Source organism: Mesobacillus sp. (assembly GCF_047739415.1).
Lineage (GTDB): Bacteria > Bacillota > Bacilli > Bacillales > Cytobacillaceae > Mesobacillus.
Genome location: NZ_JBIQOE010000193.1, coordinates 14,124 through 35,264, shown reverse-complemented (window position 1 = coordinate 35,264; position 21,141 = coordinate 14,124). Strand labels below are relative to the sequence as shown.

Annotated in this window: 19 protein-coding genes; 18 read left to right on the top strand and 1 reads right to left on the bottom strand. The window is 43.7% G+C overall.

All coding sequences use genetic code 11. The annotated features are described in order from the left end of the window. The 8 genes from rsmB to spoVM all read left to right on the top strand — a co-directional run. Nucleotides 1–921, top strand: a 921-nt coding sequence (rsmB, locus tag ACH0QE_RS15525) for a 16S rRNA (cytosine(967)-C(5))-methyltransferase RsmB (protein WP_415801487.1), incomplete at its 5' end; no start/stop codon positions are given. Between the two features lies 1 nt (nt 922). Beyond that, nucleotides 923–2,014, top strand: a complete 1,092-nt coding sequence (gene rlmN, locus ACH0QE_RS15520; RefSeq protein WP_415801486.1) for a 23S rRNA (adenine(2503)-C(2))-methyltransferase RlmN — start codon at nt 923–925, stop codon at nt 2,012–2,014. 4 nt (nt 2,015–2,018) lie between these two features. Continuing rightward, nucleotides 2,019–2,771, top strand: a complete 753-nt coding sequence (locus tag ACH0QE_RS15515; RefSeq protein ID WP_415801489.1) for a Stp1/IreP family PP2C-type Ser/Thr phosphatase — start codon at nt 2,019–2,021, stop codon at nt 2,769–2,771. Between the two features lie 5 nt (nt 2,772–2,776). Next, nucleotides 2,777–4,729 carry a Stk1 family PASTA domain-containing Ser/Thr kinase gene (gene pknB / locus ACH0QE_RS15510; protein WP_415801485.1) on the top strand — a complete coding sequence of 651 codons (1,953 nt, stop codon included), beginning with the start codon at nt 2,777–2,779 and terminating at the stop codon, nt 4,727–4,729. Between the two features lie 18 nt (nt 4,730–4,747). After that, nucleotides 4,748–5,629 (top strand): ribosome small subunit-dependent GTPase A, encoded by an 882-nt coding sequence (rsgA, locus tag ACH0QE_RS15505; RefSeq protein WP_415801484.1) that lies wholly within the window; start codon nt 4,748–4,750, stop codon nt 5,627–5,629. Between the two features lie 3 nt (nt 5,630–5,632). Continuing rightward, entirely contained in the window at nt 5,633–6,274 is a 642-nt protein-coding gene (gene rpe / locus ACH0QE_RS15500) for a ribulose-phosphate 3-epimerase (protein WP_415801483.1), read from the top strand. 96 nt (nt 6,275–6,370) lie between these two features. Further along, nucleotides 6,371–7,018: a thiamine diphosphokinase gene (locus ACH0QE_RS15495; protein ID WP_415801482.1), complete on the top strand. Its 648-nt coding sequence runs from the start codon at nt 6,371–6,373 to the stop codon at nt 7,016–7,018. 137 nt (nt 7,019–7,155) lie between these two features. Then, nucleotides 7,156–7,236, top strand: a complete 81-nt coding sequence (spoVM, locus tag ACH0QE_RS15490; protein ID WP_023614935.1) for a stage V sporulation protein SpoVM — start codon at nt 7,156–7,158, stop codon at nt 7,234–7,236. A gap of 211 nt (nt 7,237–7,447) precedes the next feature. On the opposite strand, the gene rpmB is transcribed toward spoVM, so the two are convergent. After that, nucleotides 7,448–7,636 carry a 50S ribosomal protein L28 gene (gene rpmB / locus ACH0QE_RS15485; RefSeq protein ID WP_023614934.1) on the bottom strand — a complete coding sequence of 63 codons (189 nt, stop codon included), beginning with the start codon at nt 7,634–7,636 and terminating at the stop codon, nt 7,448–7,450. Between the two features lie 293 nt (nt 7,637–7,929). Here rpmB and ACH0QE_RS15480 point away from each other — a divergent pair, with 293 nt between their 5' ends. The 10 genes from ACH0QE_RS15480 (at nt 7,930) to smc (ending at nt 21,129) form a co-directional block, all read left to right on the top strand. Beyond that, nucleotides 7,930–8,292 carry an Asp23/Gls24 family envelope stress response protein gene (locus tag ACH0QE_RS15480; protein ID WP_023614933.1) on the top strand — a complete coding sequence of 121 codons (363 nt, stop codon included), beginning with the start codon at nt 7,930–7,932 and terminating at the stop codon, nt 8,290–8,292. A gap of 15 nt (nt 8,293–8,307) precedes the next feature. Continuing rightward, a complete protein-coding gene (locus ACH0QE_RS15475) occupies nt 8,308–9,978 on the top strand; it encodes a DAK2 domain-containing protein (protein WP_415801481.1) in 1,671 nt (556 codons plus the stop codon). A 464-nt stretch (nt 9,979–10,442) separates the two neighbouring features. Next, nucleotides 10,443–12,491, top strand: coding sequence for an ATP-dependent DNA helicase RecG (gene recG / locus ACH0QE_RS15470; RefSeq protein ID WP_415801480.1), 2,049 nt, complete (start codon nt 10,443–10,445; stop codon nt 12,489–12,491). Nucleotides 12,492–12,659: 168 nt separating this feature from the next. Beyond that, entirely contained in the window at nt 12,660–13,229 is a 570-nt protein-coding gene (gene fapR / locus ACH0QE_RS15465) for a transcription factor FapR (RefSeq protein WP_415801479.1), read from the top strand. A gap of 13 nt (nt 13,230–13,242) precedes the next feature. Continuing rightward, nucleotides 13,243–14,223 carry a phosphate acyltransferase PlsX gene (gene plsX / locus ACH0QE_RS15460; RefSeq protein WP_415801478.1) on the top strand — a complete coding sequence of 327 codons (981 nt, stop codon included), beginning with the start codon at nt 13,243–13,245 and terminating at the stop codon, nt 14,221–14,223. A gap of 62 nt (nt 14,224–14,285) precedes the next feature. Beyond that, entirely contained in the window at nt 14,286–15,233 is a 948-nt protein-coding gene (gene fabD / locus ACH0QE_RS15455) for an ACP S-malonyltransferase (RefSeq protein ID WP_415801477.1), read from the top strand. Beyond that, nucleotides 15,230–15,973, top strand: a complete 744-nt coding sequence (gene fabG / locus ACH0QE_RS15450) for a 3-oxoacyl-[acyl-carrier-protein] reductase (protein ID WP_415801476.1) — start codon at nt 15,230–15,232, stop codon at nt 15,971–15,973. Before fabD ends, fabG begins: the two co-directional genes overlap by 4 nt. Before the next feature lie 149 nt (nt 15,974–16,122). Then, nucleotides 16,123–16,356: an acyl carrier protein gene (locus ACH0QE_RS15445; protein WP_102262165.1), complete on the top strand. Its 234-nt coding sequence runs from the start codon at nt 16,123–16,125 to the stop codon at nt 16,354–16,356. 372 nt (nt 16,357–16,728) lie between these two features. Further along, the gene (rnc, locus tag ACH0QE_RS15440; RefSeq protein WP_415801475.1) at nt 16,729–17,502 is read left to right on the top strand and encodes a ribonuclease III; all 774 of its coding nucleotides are present in this window, start codon (nt 16,729–16,731) and stop codon (nt 17,500–17,502) included. Nucleotides 17,503–17,562: 60 nt separating this feature from the next. After that, the gene (gene smc, locus ACH0QE_RS15435; protein ID WP_415801474.1) at nt 17,563–21,129 is read left to right on the top strand and encodes a chromosome segregation protein SMC; all 3,567 of its coding nucleotides are present in this window, start codon (nt 17,563–17,565) and stop codon (nt 21,127–21,129) included. The last annotated feature ends 12 nt before the right edge of the window (nt 21,130–21,141 follow it).

Below are 21,141 nucleotides of genomic sequence, written 5' to 3'. Positions count from 1 at the left end.
AGAATATCCATTGAGACCAGCCATCCTTTGTGGCTTGTAAAAAGGTGGGTAAACCAATTCGGTGAGGAAAAGACACGGGAAATGTGTGAAGTGAATTTAACTGCACCGCTTCAGACAGCGAGAGTCAATTTGACGAGAATCTCTCGTGATGAGTGCCTCGAACTTTTGGAGGAAGAAGGTTTTGAAGTAGAGCCGAGTCCAATCCTGCCTGAAGCAATAAAGTGTCTAAGGGGAAATTTGGCCTCATCCAAAGCTTTCAAGTATGGGTTGTTGACGATCCAGGATGAGAGTTCCATGCTGGTTGCCCACGCACTGGGCATTAAAGAAGAAGAAGTTATTCTTGATGCATGTGCAGCACCAGGAGGGAAAACTACTCATATCGCTGAAAAGCTGGGCAATAGCGGAAAGGTGATTTCACTCGACCTCCATGAGCACAAGGTGAAGCTCATCTCCGAGAATGCTGAGCGCCTGGGTCTCGAAAATATCGAAGCTCAAAAAATGGACAGCCGCCAGGCTGCCGATCAATTTGAGAAAGAGTCAATTGACAGGGTATTGCTCGATGCTCCGTGCTCTGGTCTTGGGGTAATGAGACGAAAGCCTGATATGAAGTATACTAAGAAAGAACAGGATTTAACACAGCTGCAAACCATACAGCTTAGCCTGCTCAATTCAGTCGCCCCGCTCTTGAAAGCTAGAGGTATACTGGTATATAGTACATGCACGGTTGACCGTGAAGAAAATCAGGAAGTAATCGAAAAATTTTTACGCGAGCATCAGGAATTCGAAGGAGATACAACATTTGCAGGAAGAATGCCAGAGGCAATCAAGCCATTGATCAATGGCTATGATGTGCAGATTTTTCCGCAGGACTTTGGCTCTGATGGGTTTTATATTGCTTGTTTAAGAAAGAAGGTGGAATAACATGGAACAAGATAAGACAACTAGAAAAGAAGCAACCGAGGATACAGGAAAAAAGTCCATTTATTCACTTCAGCTTGAAGAACTCAAGGACTGGCTGAAGGAACAAGGAGAAAAACCATTCAGGGCAGAACAAATTTTTGACTGGCTCTACAAAAAAAGAGCAGCCTCTTTTGAGGACATGTCCAATTTGCCCAAGCCTTTGAGGGACAAGCTAAACGAGCATTTTGTCCTGACAACCCTGAGTACAATCATCCAGCAGACTTCCTCCGATGGAACAATCAAATTTTTATTTGAACTGCAGGATGGAGTATCAATTGAAACGGTGCTCATGCGGCATGAGTATGGAAACTCTGTCTGTGTAACGACACAGGTTGGCTGCAGGATCGGCTGTACTTTCTGTGCTTCTACCCTTGGCGGTTTGAAGAGGAACCTGGAAGCAGGAGAAATCGTTGCCCAGGTCGTAAAAGTACAACAGGCACTTGATGAGACCGATGAGAGAGTAAGCTCGATCGTCATCATGGGGATCGGCGAACCGTTTGATAACTATGACAACATGCTTTCATTCCTGAAAATCATGAACCATGACAAAGGAATGAATATTGGTGCACGCCATATTACCGTATCTACAAGCGGGATCATCCCCAAGATCTATCAATTTGCGGATGAAAATATGCAAATAAACTTTGCGATATCCCTGCACGCGCCGAATACTGAATTGCGCAGCAGGCTGATGCCGATCAACCGCGCATACAAGCTTCCTGATTTAATGGACGCAGTCCGTTACTATGTGAACAAGACCGGAAGAAGAATCAGCTTTGAATATGGACTTTTCGGGGGCGTCAATGATCAGGTTGAGCATGCTGAAGAGCTAGCACAGCTGGTTAAAGGTTTGAAATGCCATATCAATTTGATTCCGGTCAACTATGTACCTGAACGTGATTACGTAAGAACACCAAAGAGCCAAATCTTCAAGTTTGAACGTACTCTTCGCGACCGTGGAGTGAATGTGACAATCAGAAGAGAACAAGGGCATGACATTGAAGCAGCTTGCGGACAACTTCGGGCGAAAGAAAGAAAAGAAGAGACGAGGTGACAAGATGAAAGCTGTTTTCATGACAGATAGGGGAAAAGTTCGCCTGCATAATGAAGACAATGGCGGCATCTTTGTAAATCCTCACGGTCAGCGCCTTGCCATCGTAGCAGATGGCATGGGCGGCCACCGTGCGGGGGATGTTGCCAGTAAAATGACAACCAATCATTTAAAAGATCTTTGGGAAAATTCAACTCAGATACATACAGCAGAAGAAGCAGAAAAATGGATGGAAAAAGCGGTTTTGCAGGTTAACAAGGAAATATTCGACCATTCTATGAAGAACACCGAATGTGAAGGCATGGGCACGACAATTGTGGCGGCCATTTGTACGAATCTGTTCGCTACCGTCGTAAACATAGGGGACAGCCGTTGTTACTTATTAAACGAAACAGGATTCAAACAGTTAACTGAGGATCACTCTCTTGTTAACGAACTCGTTCGGTCTGGACAAATTTCCAGAGAAGATGCAGAGCATCATCCGCGGAAAAATGTCCTTTTAAGGGCGCTCGGAACTGAAGAGTCGGTTGAGATGGATGTGAAAACAATCATCTTTGAAGAGGAAGATGCATTGCTGCTTTGTTCAGATGGCCTTTCCAATAAAGTAAGCCAGGAAGAAATGGAAAGTGTCATATCTAACAAAGAAATGTCCCTTGAAGATAAGGGAGCAGAATTTATCAAAAGGGCAAACCAGTACGGCGGCGAAGATAATATAACTCTTGCTATCGTCGAATATCAGGAATTCAACGAGGGCAGGTGAAGAATATGATAATCGGAAAAAGAATTAGCGGGCGTTATAAGATCAAGGATATGATTGGCGGCGGTGGCATGGCGAATGTCTACCTTGCCCATGATATGATTCTCGACAGAGATGTAGCGGTCAAGATGCTTCGTCTTGATTTTGCCAATGATGATGAATTCATCCGCAGGTTCCATAGAGAAGCGCAATCCGCAACCAGCCTTGCCCATCCAAATATCGTCAGTATTTATGATGTCGGTGAAGAGGACGGGCTATACTATATTGTAATGGAATATGTCGATGGACAGACGTTGAAGCAGTACATACAGCAACATGCGCCTGTTCCAGTTGAAGAAGCCCTGGACATCATGAAGCAGCTTACTTCGGCAATTTCTGATGCCCACCATAACCATATTGTCCACCGGGATATCAAGCCACACAATATCCTGATCGACAGCAGCGGTACAGTGAAAATTACCGATTTCGGGATTGCGATGGCTTTGAGTGCGACCAGTATTACTCAAACAAATTCAGTGCTGGGATCTGTTCATTATCTTTCTCCTGAACAAGCAAGAGGCGGCATGGCGAATAAGAAATCGGATATATATTCGATTGGAATTGTCATGTTCGAATTGCTCACCGGCAGGCTGCCGTTTTCAGGTGAATCTGCAGTCTCCATCGCCCTGAAGCATTTACAGTCCGAGACTCCTTCCTTAAAAAGATGGAATCCACAGATTCCCCAGAGCGTTGAGAATATCGTCCTTAAGGCAACTGCCAAGGATCCATTCCATCGCTATGATAATGTCGATGAAATGGAAGATGATTTGCGAACTGCGCTTGACTCTAAGCGTTTGAATGAAGGGAAGTTCGTCATACCGGAAGACGATGAAGCTACCAAAGCGATACCCATTATAACGAATGACCGGCCTTATCATAATCTTGATGAAACCATCGTACGGAAAGATGCTCCTGCATCACAGGAACCAGATGGAAAGCCTGAGAAGAAGAAGAAAAAGAAATGGCCAATTATTATGACCGTTTTGTTTTTGTTGATCTTGACCGCGGGAATAGTAATGGTGACAATGGGTCCTGACATATTCGGTCCTAAGGAAAAGGAAGTGCCTGATGTAAGCGGCATGGAAGTAGAAGAAGCAGTCGCTGAACTCATGTCCGCTGGTTTTATCATTGGAGATAAGAAAGAAATCAGTGATGATGAAGTTGAAGAGGGAAATGTCATCCGCACTAATCCTAAAGCAGGAAAGTTGATCAAAGAAGGCAATGAAATTGACTTGTATATCAGTACCGGCAAAGAAAAAGTAGAATTATCGGATTATACTGGCAGGACGTATGACGATGTCGTCAAACTGCTTGAAGGAAAAGGCTTCAAGGATATCATCAAAACAGAAGAGCACGATGATGACAGTGCACAAGGTGAAATCCTTGAACAAGATCCTCCTGCCGGGGAGTCTGTTATTCCAGAGGAGACAACTTTGGAATTTAAAGTTAGCAAGGGACCTGAATTAGTAACTTTGCGTGATTTAAAAGGATATAACCAAAGTAACCTCGATTTTTATGCTGAAAGCACTGGGCTGGTCATTGAAAAAAGTAATGAGGCGTTTCATGATACGATAGCTGCCGGATTGGTCATTTCCCAAAAACCTGAAGCCGGCACCGAGCTGCCACCAGGGAGTAAGGTAAGTGTTGTCATATCAAAAGGAAAAGAACTAGTCCCGAAAGAAGTATCAGAGGAAATCACCATCACATATAAGCCTAAAGAAGAAGGAGCACCGCAGGAAGTCAAAATCTTCATAAGTGATATGAATCGTAATGATTCGGTTCCTGCAGAAACCTTTAAAATTACTGAGGATACAATCCGTAAACTCACATTTATGATAGCACCTGGACAAGAGGCTTATTATAGAGTGACACTGGACGATGAACCTTATATAGAGGACGGCGTTGATTATCCAGAAGACTAACAGACAGGGAGTGTTGCTATGCCTGAGGGCAAAATTATCAAGGCGCTGAGCGGTTTTTATTATGTTGCGAATGACGATGGGGTTGTCCAATGCCGCGGCCGCGGGGTTTTCCGCAAAAACAAGGTAACACCGCTTGTAGGTGACGAGGTCGTTTTCCAGGCTGAAAATGACACGGAAGGCTATATCATGGAAGTCAAAAGCCGGAAGAATGAGTTAGTCCGACCTCCAATCGCGAATGTAGACCAGGCGATCCTTGTTTTTTCAGCTGTAGAACCCGACTTCAGCTCAGCCCTGCTCGACCGGTTTTTGGTTCTAGTAGAATTTAACCATATCAAGCCACTCATCTGCATTACGAAAATGGATTTAACCAATGAAGATCAAAAGTCCAAACTTGAGGAATACGCAGAGGATTATCGGAAAGCAGGCTATGAGGTTATTTTCACATCGTCTGAAACTTCGGAGGGGCTGGAAAAATTGAAACCCCATATTGAGGGAAAGATTTCTGTGTTTGCCGGACAATCCGGAGTTGGGAAGTCATCACTGCTTAATGCGATCCGTCCAGATCTGGAGTTGAAAACGGATGATATATCTTCACATCTTGGCAGGGGCAAGCACACGACAAGACATGTCGAGTTGATTACCATCAATAATGGACTAGTTGCCGACACGCCTGGTTTCAGTTCTCTGGAATTTACCGAAATTGAGGCGGAAGAGTTGAATTCATGCTTCCCGGACATTTCTGAAATCAGCGAGGATTGCAAATTCCGGGGATGCCTGCATATGGCTGAACCTAAGTGTGCAGTTAAAGCGGCAGTCGAGTCTGAAACTCTGCCTGAATACAGATATTCGCATTATAAGGACTTTTTGTTAGAAATCAAAGATAGAAAGCCGAGGTACTGAAACATGGTGAAAATAGCCCCTTCAATCTTATCAGCTGACTTTGCCCGCCTGGGAGAAGAAATCAAAGACGTCGAGCGGGGTGGAGCTGATTATATTCATGTGGATGTAATGGATGGGCATTTCGTGCCGAATATTACGATTGGCCCATTGATTGTCGAGGCAATCAGGCCAGTAACGAAGCTTCCGCTTGATGTTCACCTGATGATCGAGAATCCGGACCAATATATTGAAGCATTCGCTAAAGCGGGAGCTGATTACATTACGGTCCATGTGGAAGCTAGCAGGCATCTGCACAGGACGATCCAGCTAATTAAATCTACTGGTGTTAAGGCAGGGGTTGTATTGAATCCGGCAACTCCAGTGGATAGCCTGAAGCATATCATCGAGGATGTGGATATGGTGCTGCTTATGTCTGTCAATCCAGGCTTTGGCGGCCAAAAATTCATTTCCTCCGTACTTCCGAAAATCAAACAGGTAAAAGAACTTGCAGACTCACTGAATCCTGATCTGGAAATTGAAGTCGATGGCGGCGTGAACGAAGATACAGCCAAGCTTTGTATTGAAGCAGGAGCGAATGTACTCGTTGCAGGTTCTGCAATATTTAATAAGGAAGACAGAGAAGCTGCTATCGCAAGTTTAAGATAATAAATAAAGCCAGCCGTCACATGCGGCTGGCTTTATTTAGCTTATTGATTTTTGACAATTCCATTTCTTTAATAGGTCAAAAAGGAGAATGTTTTTATGAAAATACATTTAGTAGCAGGAGGCCCGGCAAACCTGATACCAGATTTCCATTTATATGATGAAACGAATGTTATCTGGATTGGGATTGATAGAGGTGTATTCTATTTATTGAAAGCGGGATTCAAGCCATCAGCAGCTTTTGGGGATTTTGACTCCGTTTCAGAAGCAGAGTTGACAGAGATTGAAGAAGCTGTTTCAGACCTTAATAAATTCAAGCCTGAAAAAGATGAGACAGATATGGAACTAGCTTTAAACTGGGCTCTTGAGCAGGAACCAGAATCCATAAAAGTATTTGGCGCAACTGGAGGAAGGCTGGACCATTTAATGGCAAATATCCAGCTGCTGGTCAAGCCCCTTCAGGACAGATCTTCCATCCATATCGAAATAATTGATAAAAAAAATATCTTGTATATCAAAGGACCAGGCACTTACACCGTCAGCAGGCTCGATGAATTTAAGTATGTTTCCTTCCTCCCTGTAACACCAGCAGTCTCTGGCATGACGCTAGAAAATTTTAAATACCCATTAAATGACTGTCATATTCCAATGGGATCGACACTATGTATTAGTAATGAACTTATTAGAGGTCATGGTACTTTTTCATTTTCTAAAGGCATATTATTAGTTGTAAGGAGCAAGGATTGAAGGTCTTCTTGCAGAGCTCTGCTCATGAAATTGAATTCACGGATTCACATGTAAGGAGCAATTTTTGCATACCCGGGAATATACTGTACGGATGCAGAATGAAGACTGGTTTGCGAGAGATGGTGAGGAGGGACGGTATGAGATTCTATACAATCAAACTACCTAAGTTTTTAGGTGGCCTCGTACGGGCAATGTTAGGTGCATTTAAAAAGGATTAGAACCGATAACAAAGAATAAGCAAAGAAGGAAAGTATATGAAAGCTCTTTGGCACCCTGGAAACGGGGTGCTATTATTTTGCCGTCAATTGGGAAGAATGAGCATGAGGCCGAAATTAAAACCTGTTAAAAAATAAAAAAGGCACCCTCATGGATGCCGTGCAGTTTCCTGCCGGCTGCGGGAGCCAGGCAGAAGGTCTGCGACTTTTTTAATTATACGCGTTCAACTTTACCTGATCTTAGAGCTCTTGCAGATACCCAAACACGCTTAGGCTTACCGTCTACAAGAATACGTACTTTTTGAAGGTTAGCACCCCATGTACGCTTGTTAGCGTTCATTGCGTGAGAGCGTGCGTTTCCAGAACGAGTTGATTTACCAGTTACTACACATTTACGTGGCATATGATTTCCCTCCTAACTGACAAAAGCTGAAACTATTTTTTGCTGCAATTATTTGCATATCGTCAGAACTGCGATTTAACAGGATAACCTTTTCTCTGACATACTTTAATAATTTATCATAGAAATTTCCCATTTGCAATAGTTCTGGTGAAAGCTATAAAGAAAAAAACCTTGACATATAGTTGAGATTCTTGCTGAATAATAAAGGGAAGGGCAGAATAACTTTAAAAATTGATTGGTTTATAGTAAAATAACTGTAGCATTACGCTATTTTTCCAAAGGGGGAACGAATCATGTCCATCGAGCTAAAAACGAAGTACGGACAAATTGATATATCAAATGACGTCATTGCAACGATTGCGGGCGGCGCAGCAGTCGACTGTTATGGTATTGTCGGGATGGCTTCAAAGAATCAGATCAAGGACGGATTGACAGATATTCTGCGCAGGGAGAATTTCACTCGCGGAGTTATCGTTCGCCAGGAAAACGAAGAAGTACATATCGATATGTATATTATTGTGAGCTATGGGACGAAAATTTCCGAGGTTGCCCACAATGTCCAGTCAAAGGTAAAATACACCCTTGACAAAACTGTAGGGCTGGCTGCTGACTCGGTCAATATTTACGTTCAGGGAGTTCGTGTAACGAACCCGTAAGAGGAGGAAAGATTTGTGTCTATTAATGTTCTAGACGGAAAACGTTTTGCGGAGATGGTCATCCAGGGCGCCAACCATTTGGCGGCCAATGCCAAATATGTCGACGCGCTGAATGTCTTCCCTGTTCCTGATGGTGATACGGGAACAAATATGAATTTATCCATGACTTCCGGTGCCAAGGAAGTAAAGAACAATGTACAGGAGCATATAGGGAAGGTTGGTTCCGCGCTTGCCAAAGGCTTGCTTATGGGAGCGAGAGGGAACTCTGGTGTTATCCTTTCCCAATTATTCCGCGGTTTTGCAAAAGCAATTGAAAGTAAGCCAACTGTGAACTCTGTAGAGTTTGCCGCTGCGTTGAATGCGGGTGTTGAAACAGCTTATAAGGCTGTTATGAAACCTGTGGAAGGCACGATTTTAACAGTAGCAAAGGATGCTGCCAAGCATGCTGTAGCTGTTGCCAAGAACCATGAAAGCCTTATTGGTTTGATGGAAGAAGTGCTGAAAGAAGCGAAGGCATCATTAAACCGCACGCCAGACTTGCTGCCAGTCCTAAAGGAAGTAGGAGTAGTCGATAGTGGCGGACAGGGTCTTGTATTCGTTTATGAAGGTTTCCTTGCAGAATTGAAGGGCGAAAAGCTTCCTGATTCCCCATCTGCAATGCCGAACATGAATGAGCTTGTCAGCGCTGAGCATCATAAGAGCGTCCAGAGCCACATGAACACTGAAGATATCGAATTCGGCTATTGTACCGAATTCATGGTTAGGCTTGAAGGGAAAGAAGCATTTTCTGAGGAAAATTTCCGCCTGGACTTGAGTAAATATGGAGATTCACTTCTGGTTATTTCTGATGAAGAGGTTGTAAAGGTACATATCCATTCCGAACAGCCTGGCGAAGTTCTGTCGTATGGACAAAGATACGGAAACCTGATCAATATGAAAATTGAAAATATGCGCCAGCAGCACACTGATATTGTCGGCGAATCGTCTACCCCTCTTCGAACACAGGCTAGCGAACCAAAGAAGGAAAAGCGGGAGTACGGAATCGTCGCTGTCTCAATGGGTAGTGGAATCGCTGAGCTTTTCCGCAGCATTGGTGCCAACGCAGTGATCGAAGGCGGCCAGACAATGAACCCGAGCACGGAGGATATCGTTAAAGCGATTAAAGAAGTGAACGCTCGCAAGGTCATCATCCTGCCGAACAATAAAAACATCATTATGGCCGCTGAGCAGGCTGCTGAGGTAGCGGAGGAAGAAGTGGTGGTCATCCCTTCTAAAACTGTGCCTCAGGGAATGACAGCGTTGCTATCCTTTAACCCATCAGCTGAACCTGGTGATAACAAAGAAGCAATGACTGAAGCCATGCAGCATGTGAAAACGGGCCAGCTGACATATGCTGTCCGTGATACAAGCATTGACGGTCTTGAAATTTCAACAGGAGACTTCATGGGCCTTGCCGATGGGAAGATCGTCCTGAAGGATCCGGATAAAGTCAAGGCTGCAAAAGACCTGTTGGAGCAAATGCTTGACGAAGATTCTGAAATCCTGACAATCCTGAAAGGTGAAGACGCTTCAGATGAAGATGTTGATTCAATCGTCGAGTTTGTTGAAAGCAAATACGGCGATGTGGAAGTGGAAGTTCATAATGGAGAACAACCGTTATATGCTTTCATCTTCGCGATCGAGTAAATTTTTCGGTGGTGCACATTCTCCTGCTGGACAAATAAAATCGTAAATATGATACTAAGAAATAGAAGGGGATTCCCCTTCTATTTCGTTTTGTATAAAAGGGATTTTCCCTATTTTTGATTCATAGAGAGCACTGTTATATGTGAAAAGTTAAACGTAATAGTATCTGTATTGCCCGATAATGAGTTGAGTAGGTAAAAAGGGTAAAGGCAGATGGTCTGCATTGCCCAAAAATGAGCCGTGCAGGTAAAAAGGGTAAAAGCAGAGGGTCTGCATTGCCCGAAAATGAGTTGAGCAGGTAAAAGGGGTAAAAGCAGATGGTCTGCATTGCCCGAAAATAAGCTGCGCAGGCGAAAAAGGGTAAAAGCAGTACTCTGATTAGAACCAGCGAAAGGAGGGCTAGCGGCAACACCGACTGGCAGGGTGCTGGGGGCCAGAATTTTTCGGTATACCGCTTGATAATCGTGAATGAACAACTAAAACAACAAGTAACAGCAGTTAAAGGGATTGGCAATGAAATGGCGGATACTCTGGCAGATATGCAGATCAGGACTGTCGGTGACTTGCTTGAATACTTCCCGTATCGTTACGAGGATTATCGCCTGAAGGACCTGGCCGAAGTCAAGCATGAAGAGAGAGTCACGGTCGAGGGAGTGGTCCACAGTGAACCTTCTGTTGTATATTATGGACGTAAAAAGAACCGTCTGACAGTGAGGCTGCTTGTTGGCCGATATTTAATCATCGCTACATTCTTTAACCAGCCATATCTAAAACAAAAAATAACTGTCGGGGAAACCATCTCTGTAACCGGTAAATGGGATCAGCATAGGCAGACGATAACTGCCACTCAAATGTCGATGGGCGAGCATGCGAATAGCCAGGATTTTGAACCTGTTTATGCTGTGAAAGGGAAAATGACTGTAAAAATGATCAGAAGGCTGATCAAGCAAGCATTTTCACAATTCGGCCATGAAATAACCGAAATACTCCCAAACGAGCTTCTGCAAAAATATAAGTTGATTAACCGAAGGGATGCATTAAGGATTATGCATTTCCCTTCAGGGTCTGATGAAATGAAGCAGGCGAGAAGAAGGTTTGTTTACGAGGAGTTTCTCTTATTTCAGCTTAAAATGCAGTCATTAAGGAAGCTTGAACGTGAACAGAGTCCGGGAATTCCTATTTCATATGAATTGGACAAGCTAAAGGCGTTCATTACTGGGCTGCCTTTCCCGTTAACAGGGGCGCAAAAACGAGTGGTAAATGAAATCCTGGGTGACATGAAGTCTCCTTATCGCATGAATCGTCTTCTTCAAGGGGATGTAGGATCAGGTAAAACAGTAGTTGCTGCGATAGCCCTCTATGCTGCAAAGTCCGCTGGTTATCAAGGTGCATTAATGGTCCCGACCGAAATCCTGGCTGAACAGCACTCGCAGTCATTGACACAGTTGCTTGAGCCGTTTGGATTAACAGTTGCTCTCTTGACCAGCTCTGTTAAAGGCAAGCGAAGAAGAGAGATGCTCGAACAGCTAAAACTTGGTGAAGTTGACGTATTGATTGGAACACATGCTTTGATACAGGATGAAGTGGATTTTCAAAACCTTGGCCTCGTTATCACGGACGAACAACACCGTTTTGGCGTTGAACAAAGACGGGTTCTTCGGGAAAAAGGGGAAAACCCTGATGTTCTGTTCATGACTGCGACTCCAATACCAAGAACTCTGGCAATTACCGTATTCGGTGAAATGGATGTCTCTGTGATCGACGAAATGCCTGCTGGCCGAAAAACGATCGAAACATATTGGGCCAAACATGAAATGCTTGAGCGAGTACTAGCCTTCATGGACAAAGAGCTCGCAAAAGGAAGACAAGCCTATGTGATTTGTCCTCTTATCGAGGAGTCAGATAAGCTGGACGTCCAGAATGCAATCGATGTCCATAGCACATTGAGCTTTTATTTTAAAGACCGTTACAAGGTCGGACTTATGCATGGGCGCCTCCATTCCGATGAGAAAGACCAGGTCATGAAAGCATTTAGTGAAAATGAGGTGCAAGTCCTCGTTTCCACTACAGTGGTAGAGGTTGGGGTCAATGTTCCGAATGCGACAGTTATGCTTATTTATGATGCGGAAAGATTTGGTCTTGCCCAGCTTCATCAATTAAGAGGCAGGGTCGGCCGAGGCAGTGACCAATCGTATTGTATATTGCTTGCAGATCCTAAAAGCGAAGTCGGAAAAGAGCGAATGAAAATAATGTCTGAAACGAATGATGGGTTTGTTCTTAGTGAAAAGGATTTAGAGCTCCGGGGTCCAGGCGATTTCTTTGGCAAAAAACAAAGCGGCCTGCCAGAATTCAAGGTAGCAGATATGGTCCATGATTACCGTGCGTTAGAAACAGCAAGGAATGACGCGACCTTGCTGGTCCAGTCAGAAGCTTTCTGGCAGGGTGAAAAATATAGATTATTGCGGGAGTATCTAGCGGAAACGGGTGCTCTGGCCAATGAGAAACTGGATTGACCTGACTGAATCTATTTACTCTTACAAGATTCATAGCATGGACTTAAGCAGATTCAGTTGTGAATCTGCTTTCGTTTATTTGAGGTATATTTTTTCTTGCAATCTCTTTTTATAATATATATACTACTATTAGTACCTAGTCTTAATAGCTCGGGCGGTGTTAAATAAATGAAACGCAACAAAAGAGAACGGCAGTCAATGTTGACTGAGACGATAAAAGAAAATCCTTTCATAACGGATGAGGAACTGGCTGAAAAATTTACTGTCAGCATCCAGACTATAAGGCTGGATAGACTAGAATTATCTATTCCCGAACTAAGGGAAAGAATAAAGAACGTTGCAGAAAAACGTTTTGAAGATGAAGTCCGTTCATTGCCGCTTGAAGAAGTAATTGGAGAAATTATTGATATCGAACTTGATCAAAGTGCTATATCAATACTTGATATAAAAAGTGAACATGTATTTAAACGAAATAAAATCGCCAGGGGGCACCATTTATTTGCGCAGGCGAATTCATTGGCGGTTGCAGTCATAAATGATGAATTAGCATTGACAGCTAAAGCGAATATCCAATTCACAAGATCGGTAAAAGAAGGTGAACGGGTAATAGCCAAAGCGAGAGTCGAAAAAATTGATAATGATAATGGCCGAACCCTTGTGGAAGTAAAGAGTTATGTGAATAATGAGCTAGTTTTCAAAGGCCAATTTGAAATGTACCGTTCAAAATATGAAAAGTAAGGGATGAAATGCGATGAGGCTGGCAGTAGATGCGATGGGCGGAGACAATGCACCAAAAGAAATCGTCCTCGGAGCAATGAAAGCAATAGAAAAATATAATGACATACATATCGTGCTTATCGGCGACGAGAGTAAAATCAGGGAGCACCTGACCAATGAAGAGAGGATTGAAATTCATCATACAGAAGAAGTAATCCTCGGGACAGATGAACCTGTCAGAGCAGTGCGCCGAAAGAAAACAGCTTCAATGGTTCTAGCAGCCCAGCTAGTTGCAGACGGAAATGCAGATGCCTGCATTTCAGCCGGAAATACAGGAGCATTGATGGCTGCTGGTTTGTTCGTGGTTGGAAGAATAGAAGGGATCGAAAGGCCGGCCCTCGCGCCGACCCTCCCTACAATAGGTGGAGAAGGTTTTCTGCTGCTGGATGTGGGAGCTAATGCTGATGCTAAGCCTGAACATCTCGTCCAATATGCGATCATGGGCTCGATTTACAGCGAGAAGGCAAGAGGAATCGCAAATCCGCGTGTTGGCCTGTTGAATATTGGGGCAGAAGAAAAGAAGGGTAATGAGCTTGTACGGAACACTTATGAATTATTGAAGGATGCAGACATCAACTTCATAGGTAATGTTGAATCAAGGGACTTGTTGGACGGAGTAGCTGATGTTGTAGTGGCAGATGGCTTTACCGGAAATATGGTCCTGAAGACGATTGAGGGTACAGCAATGTCGGTGTTTAAAATGCTTAAATCGGCTTTGACTTCCAGTTTTAAAAGTAAGATGGCTGCAGCTGTACTGAAGCCGGATCTGACAGTGCTCAAAAATAAGATGGATTACACGGAATATGGCGGTGCTGGTCTTTTCGGCCTTAAGGCTCCCGTAATCAAAGCTCATGGATCATCTGACGCAAATGCGGTGTTTAATTCAATTCGCCAGGCGAGAGAAATGGTTGAGAAGGATGTTTCCGGAACAATCAAAACTGCCGTAGAAAAATGATAAAGTGAAAAGTAATTGAAGTTATGATGAACATAAAATAACGAGTTAAAGGGGAATCTTTCATGGGGAAAATCGCGTTTTTGTTTCCAGGACAGGGATCGCAGACAGTTGGTATGGGACAGGCACTTGCAGGCTCAGAGCAATCAGTCTCCGAAACTTTTAAAAAAGCGGACGAGGTTCTGGGTGAAAGCTTAAGCAGTTTGATTTTTGAGGGGCCGCAAGAAAAGCTGACGCTCACAACAAATGCTCAGCCTGCTCTTTTGACGACTAGTATTGCGATCTTGAATTATTTCAGCCAGTTTGGGATCAAGCCGGATTTCACTGCCGGACATAGCCTGGGTGAATATTCTGCATTGGTTGCTTCGGGGGCTATCTCGTTCGAAGACGCTGTGTATGCAGTCCGCAAACGTGGTGAATTCATGGAAGAAGCTGTACCGAATGGAGAAGGAACAATGGCTGCTGTCCTCGGCATGGATCGCGAGAAGCTAATGGATGTAACCGAAACAGTTTCAGCTGGCGGAAAACCTGTTCAGCTGGCTAACTTGAATAGTCCGGGACAAATCGTGATTTCTGGTTCGAAAAGTGGTGTGGATGAAGCTTCAGTAAAAGCAAAGGAAGCTGGGGCTAAACGGGTTATTCCTCTTGATGTCAGCGGTCCATTCCATTCTTCGCTAATGAAGCCGGCAGCAGAAAGATTTGAAGCTGTATTGAACAATATTGCAATAAAGGATGCGGCTGTCCCGGTGATTGGAAATGTAACTGCTGAACCGATGACTGAAGCTTCCGAATTCAAAAAAAGACTGGTTGAACAGCTCTATTCTCCTGTACTATGGGAGGATTCGGTGTCAAAAATGATGGAACTTGGCGTCGATACCTTTATCGAAATCGGCCCTGGTAAAGTTCTGTCAGGATTGGTTAAGAAAGTTGACCGCTCGGCAAAGACGTTCGCAATATATGACGCAGAAACTTGTGCAGCGGCTGTTGCTGCTCTGAAGGAGGAGAAGGAATGAGACTAGAAGGTAAGGTGGCACTGGTAACAGGCGCATCACGTGGGATTGGTCGCGAAATCGCTTTTGAACTTGCAAGGGAAGGCGCATCAGTTGCTGTCAACTATGCAGGCAGTGAATCAAAAGCGCTTGAAGTGGTCGAAGAAATCAAGGCGATGGGACGGGATGCTTTTGCAATCCAGGCGGATGTCTCTAACTCTGAATCAGTGACTGATATGACCAAAGAAACGATTGAGCGTTTCGGCAAGATTGACATACTTGTTAACAATGCGGGTATAACAAAAGACAACCTATTGATGAGGATGAAAGAGTCTGAGTGGGATGATGTCATCAATATCAATCTAAAAGGTGTCTTCTTGTGTACGAAAGCAGTTACAAGACAAATGATGAAGCAGAGAAGCGGCAGAATCATCAATATCTCTTCGATTGTAGGCGTCAGTGGAAATCCTGGCCAGGCAAACTATGTTGCTGCAAAGTCCGGAGTGATCGGTCTTACAAAAACATCCGCTAAGGAACTATCGTCAAGGGGCATCACGGTGAACGCAGTAGCTCCGGGCTTTATTACGACAGACATGACCGATAAGTTAAACGAGGATGTAAAAACGGAAATGCTAAAGCAAATACCGTTAGCCCGTTTCGGAGAGCCAAAAGATATTGCAAGAACCGTCATCTTCCTTGCCTCCGAAGACAGTGCCTATATGACAGGCCAAACCCTCCACGTAGATGGCGGCATGGTGATGTAGGATATCTGGAAACAACCAGTGTAAGTTTTATTGATAATTTGGACACTCTTTGGATGAGAGTGAAGTATTTTTCTAAGTTAAAAAATTATTACAGCCATTTATTAATTAAATAAAATCAACTATAATGGCTTGAGGGGAGGTGAACAAGCATGGCAGACGTTTTAGAACGCGTAACAAAAATTATTGTTGACCGTTTGGGAGTAGAAGAATCTCAAGTAACTTTAGAGGCATCTTTTAAAGATGATCTTGGTGCTGATTCCCTTGATGTTGTAGAATTGGTTATGGAATTAGAGGACGAGTTCGACATGGAAATTTCTGATGATGATGCTGAAAAAATCGGTACAGTTGGTGACGCTGTTAACTACATAAATAGCCAAATGTAATTGTTCGATTTACTAAGAAGCTCCGTTTTTATAAACGGGGCTTTCTTCTGTACTTGGTCATCTCATACTCGGCTGCCGGATTAGAACGTGTGTAAGGCTATGGTGGACATGGAGAAGTAGCCTGTTTATATTCGGCAAATATTTTTATACGAAAAGCGACCATCCCCGCAAAAATAGTTTCTGTATAAAAAAACTCCCAATGTTTTCCTTATAATTAAGTAATCTACTGGAATTAAGCCAAGTTTTTTTGCTTTATATACGTTTTTTTTTGTAAACTGTTATTAGTCTGTATTGTTTTGTAAAATGCATAATCAGTTAAAACAGCAATTCATGCAATCACAGCTTTAAACTATGAGCAAGGTGGAATAAATCATGCGCAACAATGGAAGAGAAAGAGAAAAAAAGAATATCCGCGCAAAGGAGCAGAAATTCAAAGAATTCCAGGACAATATTGGTATTCATTTTGATAGTGATAAGCTTTTAAAACAGGCTTTTACACATTCATCCTATGTGAATGAGCATCGCAGGAAGCCCCATGAAGATAATGAGAGGCTAGAGTTTCTTGGTGACGCTGTTTTGGAACTGACTGTATCCCAATTCTTGTATAAAAAGTATCCAATGATGAGCGAGGGAGAGCTTACAAAGCTGCGCGCAGCTGTAGTTTGTGAGCCATCGCTGGTGGCCTTTGCCAACGAGTTATCCTTTGGTGAACTCGTATTGCTTGGCAAGGGAGAGGAAATGACAGGCGGAAGAACAAGGCCAGCTCTTTTGGCTGATGTCTTCGAGGCTTTCATCGGTGCTTTATACTTGGACAAGGGAATTGAAACAGTCACTACCTTCTTAGAAGAAATTGTGTTTCCAAAAATCAATGACGGTGCTTTTTCTCATGTGATGGATTTTAAGAGCCAGCTTCAGGAGCTCGTACAGCGGGATGGTGCAGGCTCGCTTGAATACCGGATTATGAAGGAGATTGGTCCTGCGCACAGCCGGGAATTCGAATCCCGTGTCTTCCTTAACGGTCAAGAATTAGGAACAGGGACAGGGCGCTCGAAAAAGGAAGCAGAGCAGCATGCTGCCCAGATGGCACTTGAAAAGTTGAAGTCCCATATGGAAGCGAACTTGGAAGCGGGCGACAAAAAGCAATAAGGTAAAAATTATTTTTAACAGACATCCTAGAAATAGTTTAACTGGAAAGGGAGAGCCATATTGTTTTTAAAACGATTAGATGTGGTTGGCTTTAAATCGTTTGCCGAGAGGATTTCAGTAGAATTCGTTCCTGGTGTGACCGCTGTCGTAGGTCCTAATGGAAGCGGGAAAAGCAATATTACTGATTCCATCCGCTGGGTTTTAGGGGAACAATCAGCCAAGTCGCTCCGTGGCGCAAAAATGGAAGATATCATCTTCGCCGGAAGTGATTCACGGAAGCCGCTGAATTTTGCGGAAGTAACATTAACCCTCGATAACGAAGATCAATCATTGCCGCTCGATTATAATGAAGTGAGCGTAACAAGACGTGTTTATCGTTCAGGTGACAGTGAATATTTGATCAATAAACAGAATTGCAGGCTTAAGGATATTGTTGATTTATTCATGGACTCCGGACTTGGCCGTGAAGCTTTCTCCATTATCAGCCAGGGCAGGGTTGAGGAAATTCTCAACAGCAAGCCTGAGGACCGCAGGACGATATTTGAAGAAGCTGCAGGTGTTCTTAAATATAAATCCCGGAAGAAGAAAGCAGAAAGTAAGCTTTTTGAAACGCAGGAGAACTTAAATCGTGTAACGGACATCATCCACGAATTAGAAGGCCAGGTAGAGCCGCTGAAAATTCAGGCTTCCATTGCAAAGGATTACTTACAGCAAAAGGAGGAGCTTGAACAGATTGAAGTTGCGCTTACTGCTTTTGAAATCGAAGACCTGCATGGCCGATGGGAACAGCTGTCCAAGCAGCTTGTACACCATAAAGAGGATGAAATCAAGCAGTCTGCTGTCCTTCAGAAAAAAGAAGCAGAAATTGAAAAAATGAGAGACCAGCTTGCTGCGCTTGATGAATCGGTAAGCGACTTGCAGAACGTGCTCTTGCATGCCAGCGAGGAGCTTGAAAAGCTGGAAGGAAGAAGAGAAGTTCTAAAGGAACGAAAGAAGAACGCTTCACAGAACAAAGGTCAGCTTGAAAAGAATATCGAGGAACTGACTTCTTCTGTTGCCTTGCTGGAAAAAAAGAAGGCTGAGTACGAAGAATCTGTAGTTGCATTATCAGGGGAAGCTTCTGCTCTTCAGAAAGATCTTCAGGAGAAGCAAGAGCAACTAAAGCTTTACAGTGAAGATGTCGAACTTAAGATTGATTCAATCAAAAGCGACTACATCGAGGTCCTGAACGAACAGGCAGGCGCTAAAAATGAAAAAATCTATATCGAACAACAGCTGCAGCAGCAAGCAGCCAAAGGGTCAAAGCTGGACAATGAAAATGATCGCTTTGTCTCGATTCGCGATGAAATCAATGGAAAGAAAGCAGAAATAGAGAAAAAGGTTGTCTCTTCACAGCAGGAATTGGAGGAACAGGCAAGGATCTATTTTGAAGAACAGAAGAAGCTTGAATCTCTTAGAAATAATTATGATAAGCAGGAGAAAACACTCTATCAGGCATATCAGTACCTGCAGCAAGCAAAATCAAAGAAGGAAATGCTTGAAGAAATGGAAGAAGATTATTCAGGCTTTTTCCAGGGTGTAAAAGAAGTATTGAAAGCCAGGGACACTCGTCTTCAGGGGATTGAAGGAGCGATTGCTGAATTAATCCATGTGCCTAAACAATATGAAACGGCAATTGAAACAGCTCTGGGCGGTGCAATGCAGCATATTGTTGTCCAAAGCGAAGAGAATGCCAGAGCAGCAATCCAGTTTCTGAAGCAAAAATCCTTTGGCAGGGCAACCTTCTTACCTCTCAGCATCATCAAAGGGAAGTATCTAGCCTCCTCGCAGCTCGCGCTTCTTTCAGGGAATAGTGCGTATATCGGCACTGCTGCTGATTTGATTCAATTCGATCAAAAGTATGCTGAAGTCGTAAAAAGCTTGCTTGGCAATGTGGTGATTGCCAGAGATTTAAAGGGTGCCAATGAAATTGCTAAAATGCTGCAATACCGCAGCAGAATCGTCACGCTTGATGGAGATGTGGTCAATCCTGGCGGGTCGATGACTGGTGGGGCCGTAAAACAAAAATCAAGTTCATTGCTTAGCCGCAAGGGCGAATTAGAAGAATTAACAAATAAGCTAGCTGATATGGAAGAAAAGACAAGGTTGCTTGAATCGAAAGTGAAATCATTGAAGGCTGAAACGCAAGCCAGTGAAGCAAGGTTGGAAGAGCTGCGAAAAACAGGGGAAGAGCTTCGTTTTAAGCAGCAAAGCTTGAAGGGTGACTTGCGGGAAGTGGAGCTGGAACAGAAGAATATCAATGAACGCTTATCGGTATACGATTCCGAAAAGACCCAGCTCGACTCAGACAAGGAAAAGCTAGAATCCAGATTGGTTGAACTCGAGGGCTTATTAGCTAAGTATCGGGAGGATCTTATTCAATTTGATAAAGAAATAGAGCGTTTGACTGAGCTGAAGAATTCGAATTCTACTTCCAAGGATACTCTTATATCGGAAATCAGTGATTTGAAGATCAGCCTGGCATCTAAGAAAGAACAGCTTTCCCATGTGAAGGAAAAGCTGGATTCTGCAGTTTTACAGGCAGAAGAGCAGTCCAGGAAATTGGAGATCCTTAAAGAAGATTTATCACTTCTTTCCTCTGAAATGACAGATAGCTCCTCTGGGGAAACGCAACTGGAGGAAGCGGCAAAAAGAAAGCTCCAGGACAAAAATGAAACGCTCAGGCTGATTTCTTCACGGAGAAATGAGCGGCTTGAGCTTCAGAATAGGCTGGAGGACCAGGAGTTAGAATCCAAGGAGCTTAGGAGATTGCTTAAGGGCATCAATGAAGTGCTCAAGGATGAAGAAGTGAAGTTGAACAGGCTTGATGTAGAATTGGAAAATAAGCTTGCCCATCTCCGCGAAGAATACCTGCTCTCATTTGAAGCGGCAAAGGAACAGTATCCTTTGACAATTCCTGCCGATGAGGCAAGAAGAAGAGTAAAGCTCATCAAAATGGCGATAGAGGAGCTTGGAACGGTAAACCTTGGAGCGATTGAAGAATACGAGCGTGTGTCTGAGCGTTATGAATTCCTGTTGGAGCAGAGGAATGATCTCCAGGAAGCAAAGGACACATTATTCCTTGTCATCGAGGAAATGGATCACGAGATGAAAAAAAGATTTGAAAAGACATTCACTGCCATTCGTTCACACTTTGAATCTGTATTTCAGGCATTGTTCGGTGGCGGAAGAGCGGACCTGCGGCTGACACAGCCTGAAGATCTGCTGAACACTGGGGTTGAAATTGTCGCCCAGCCTCCCGGAAAGAAGCTGCAAAACCTCGGGTTATTATCTGGCGGTGAGCGGGCGTTGACCGCGATTGCTTTATTGTTCTCGATCCTGAAAGTTCGTCCAGTACCATTCTGTATCCTTGATGAGGTTGAAGCTGCATTGGATGAAGCAAATGTATACCGTTTCGCTCAATACCTGAAGAAATACCGAGATGAAACACAATTCATCGTCATCACACACCGTAAGGGTACAATGGAGGAAGCAGATGTCCTCTATGGTGTAACCATGCAGGAGTCAGGAGTATCCAAGCTGGTATCCGTCCGGCTTGAGGATTCAAAAGAACTAGTGAAAACTTAAGAAAACGCAATT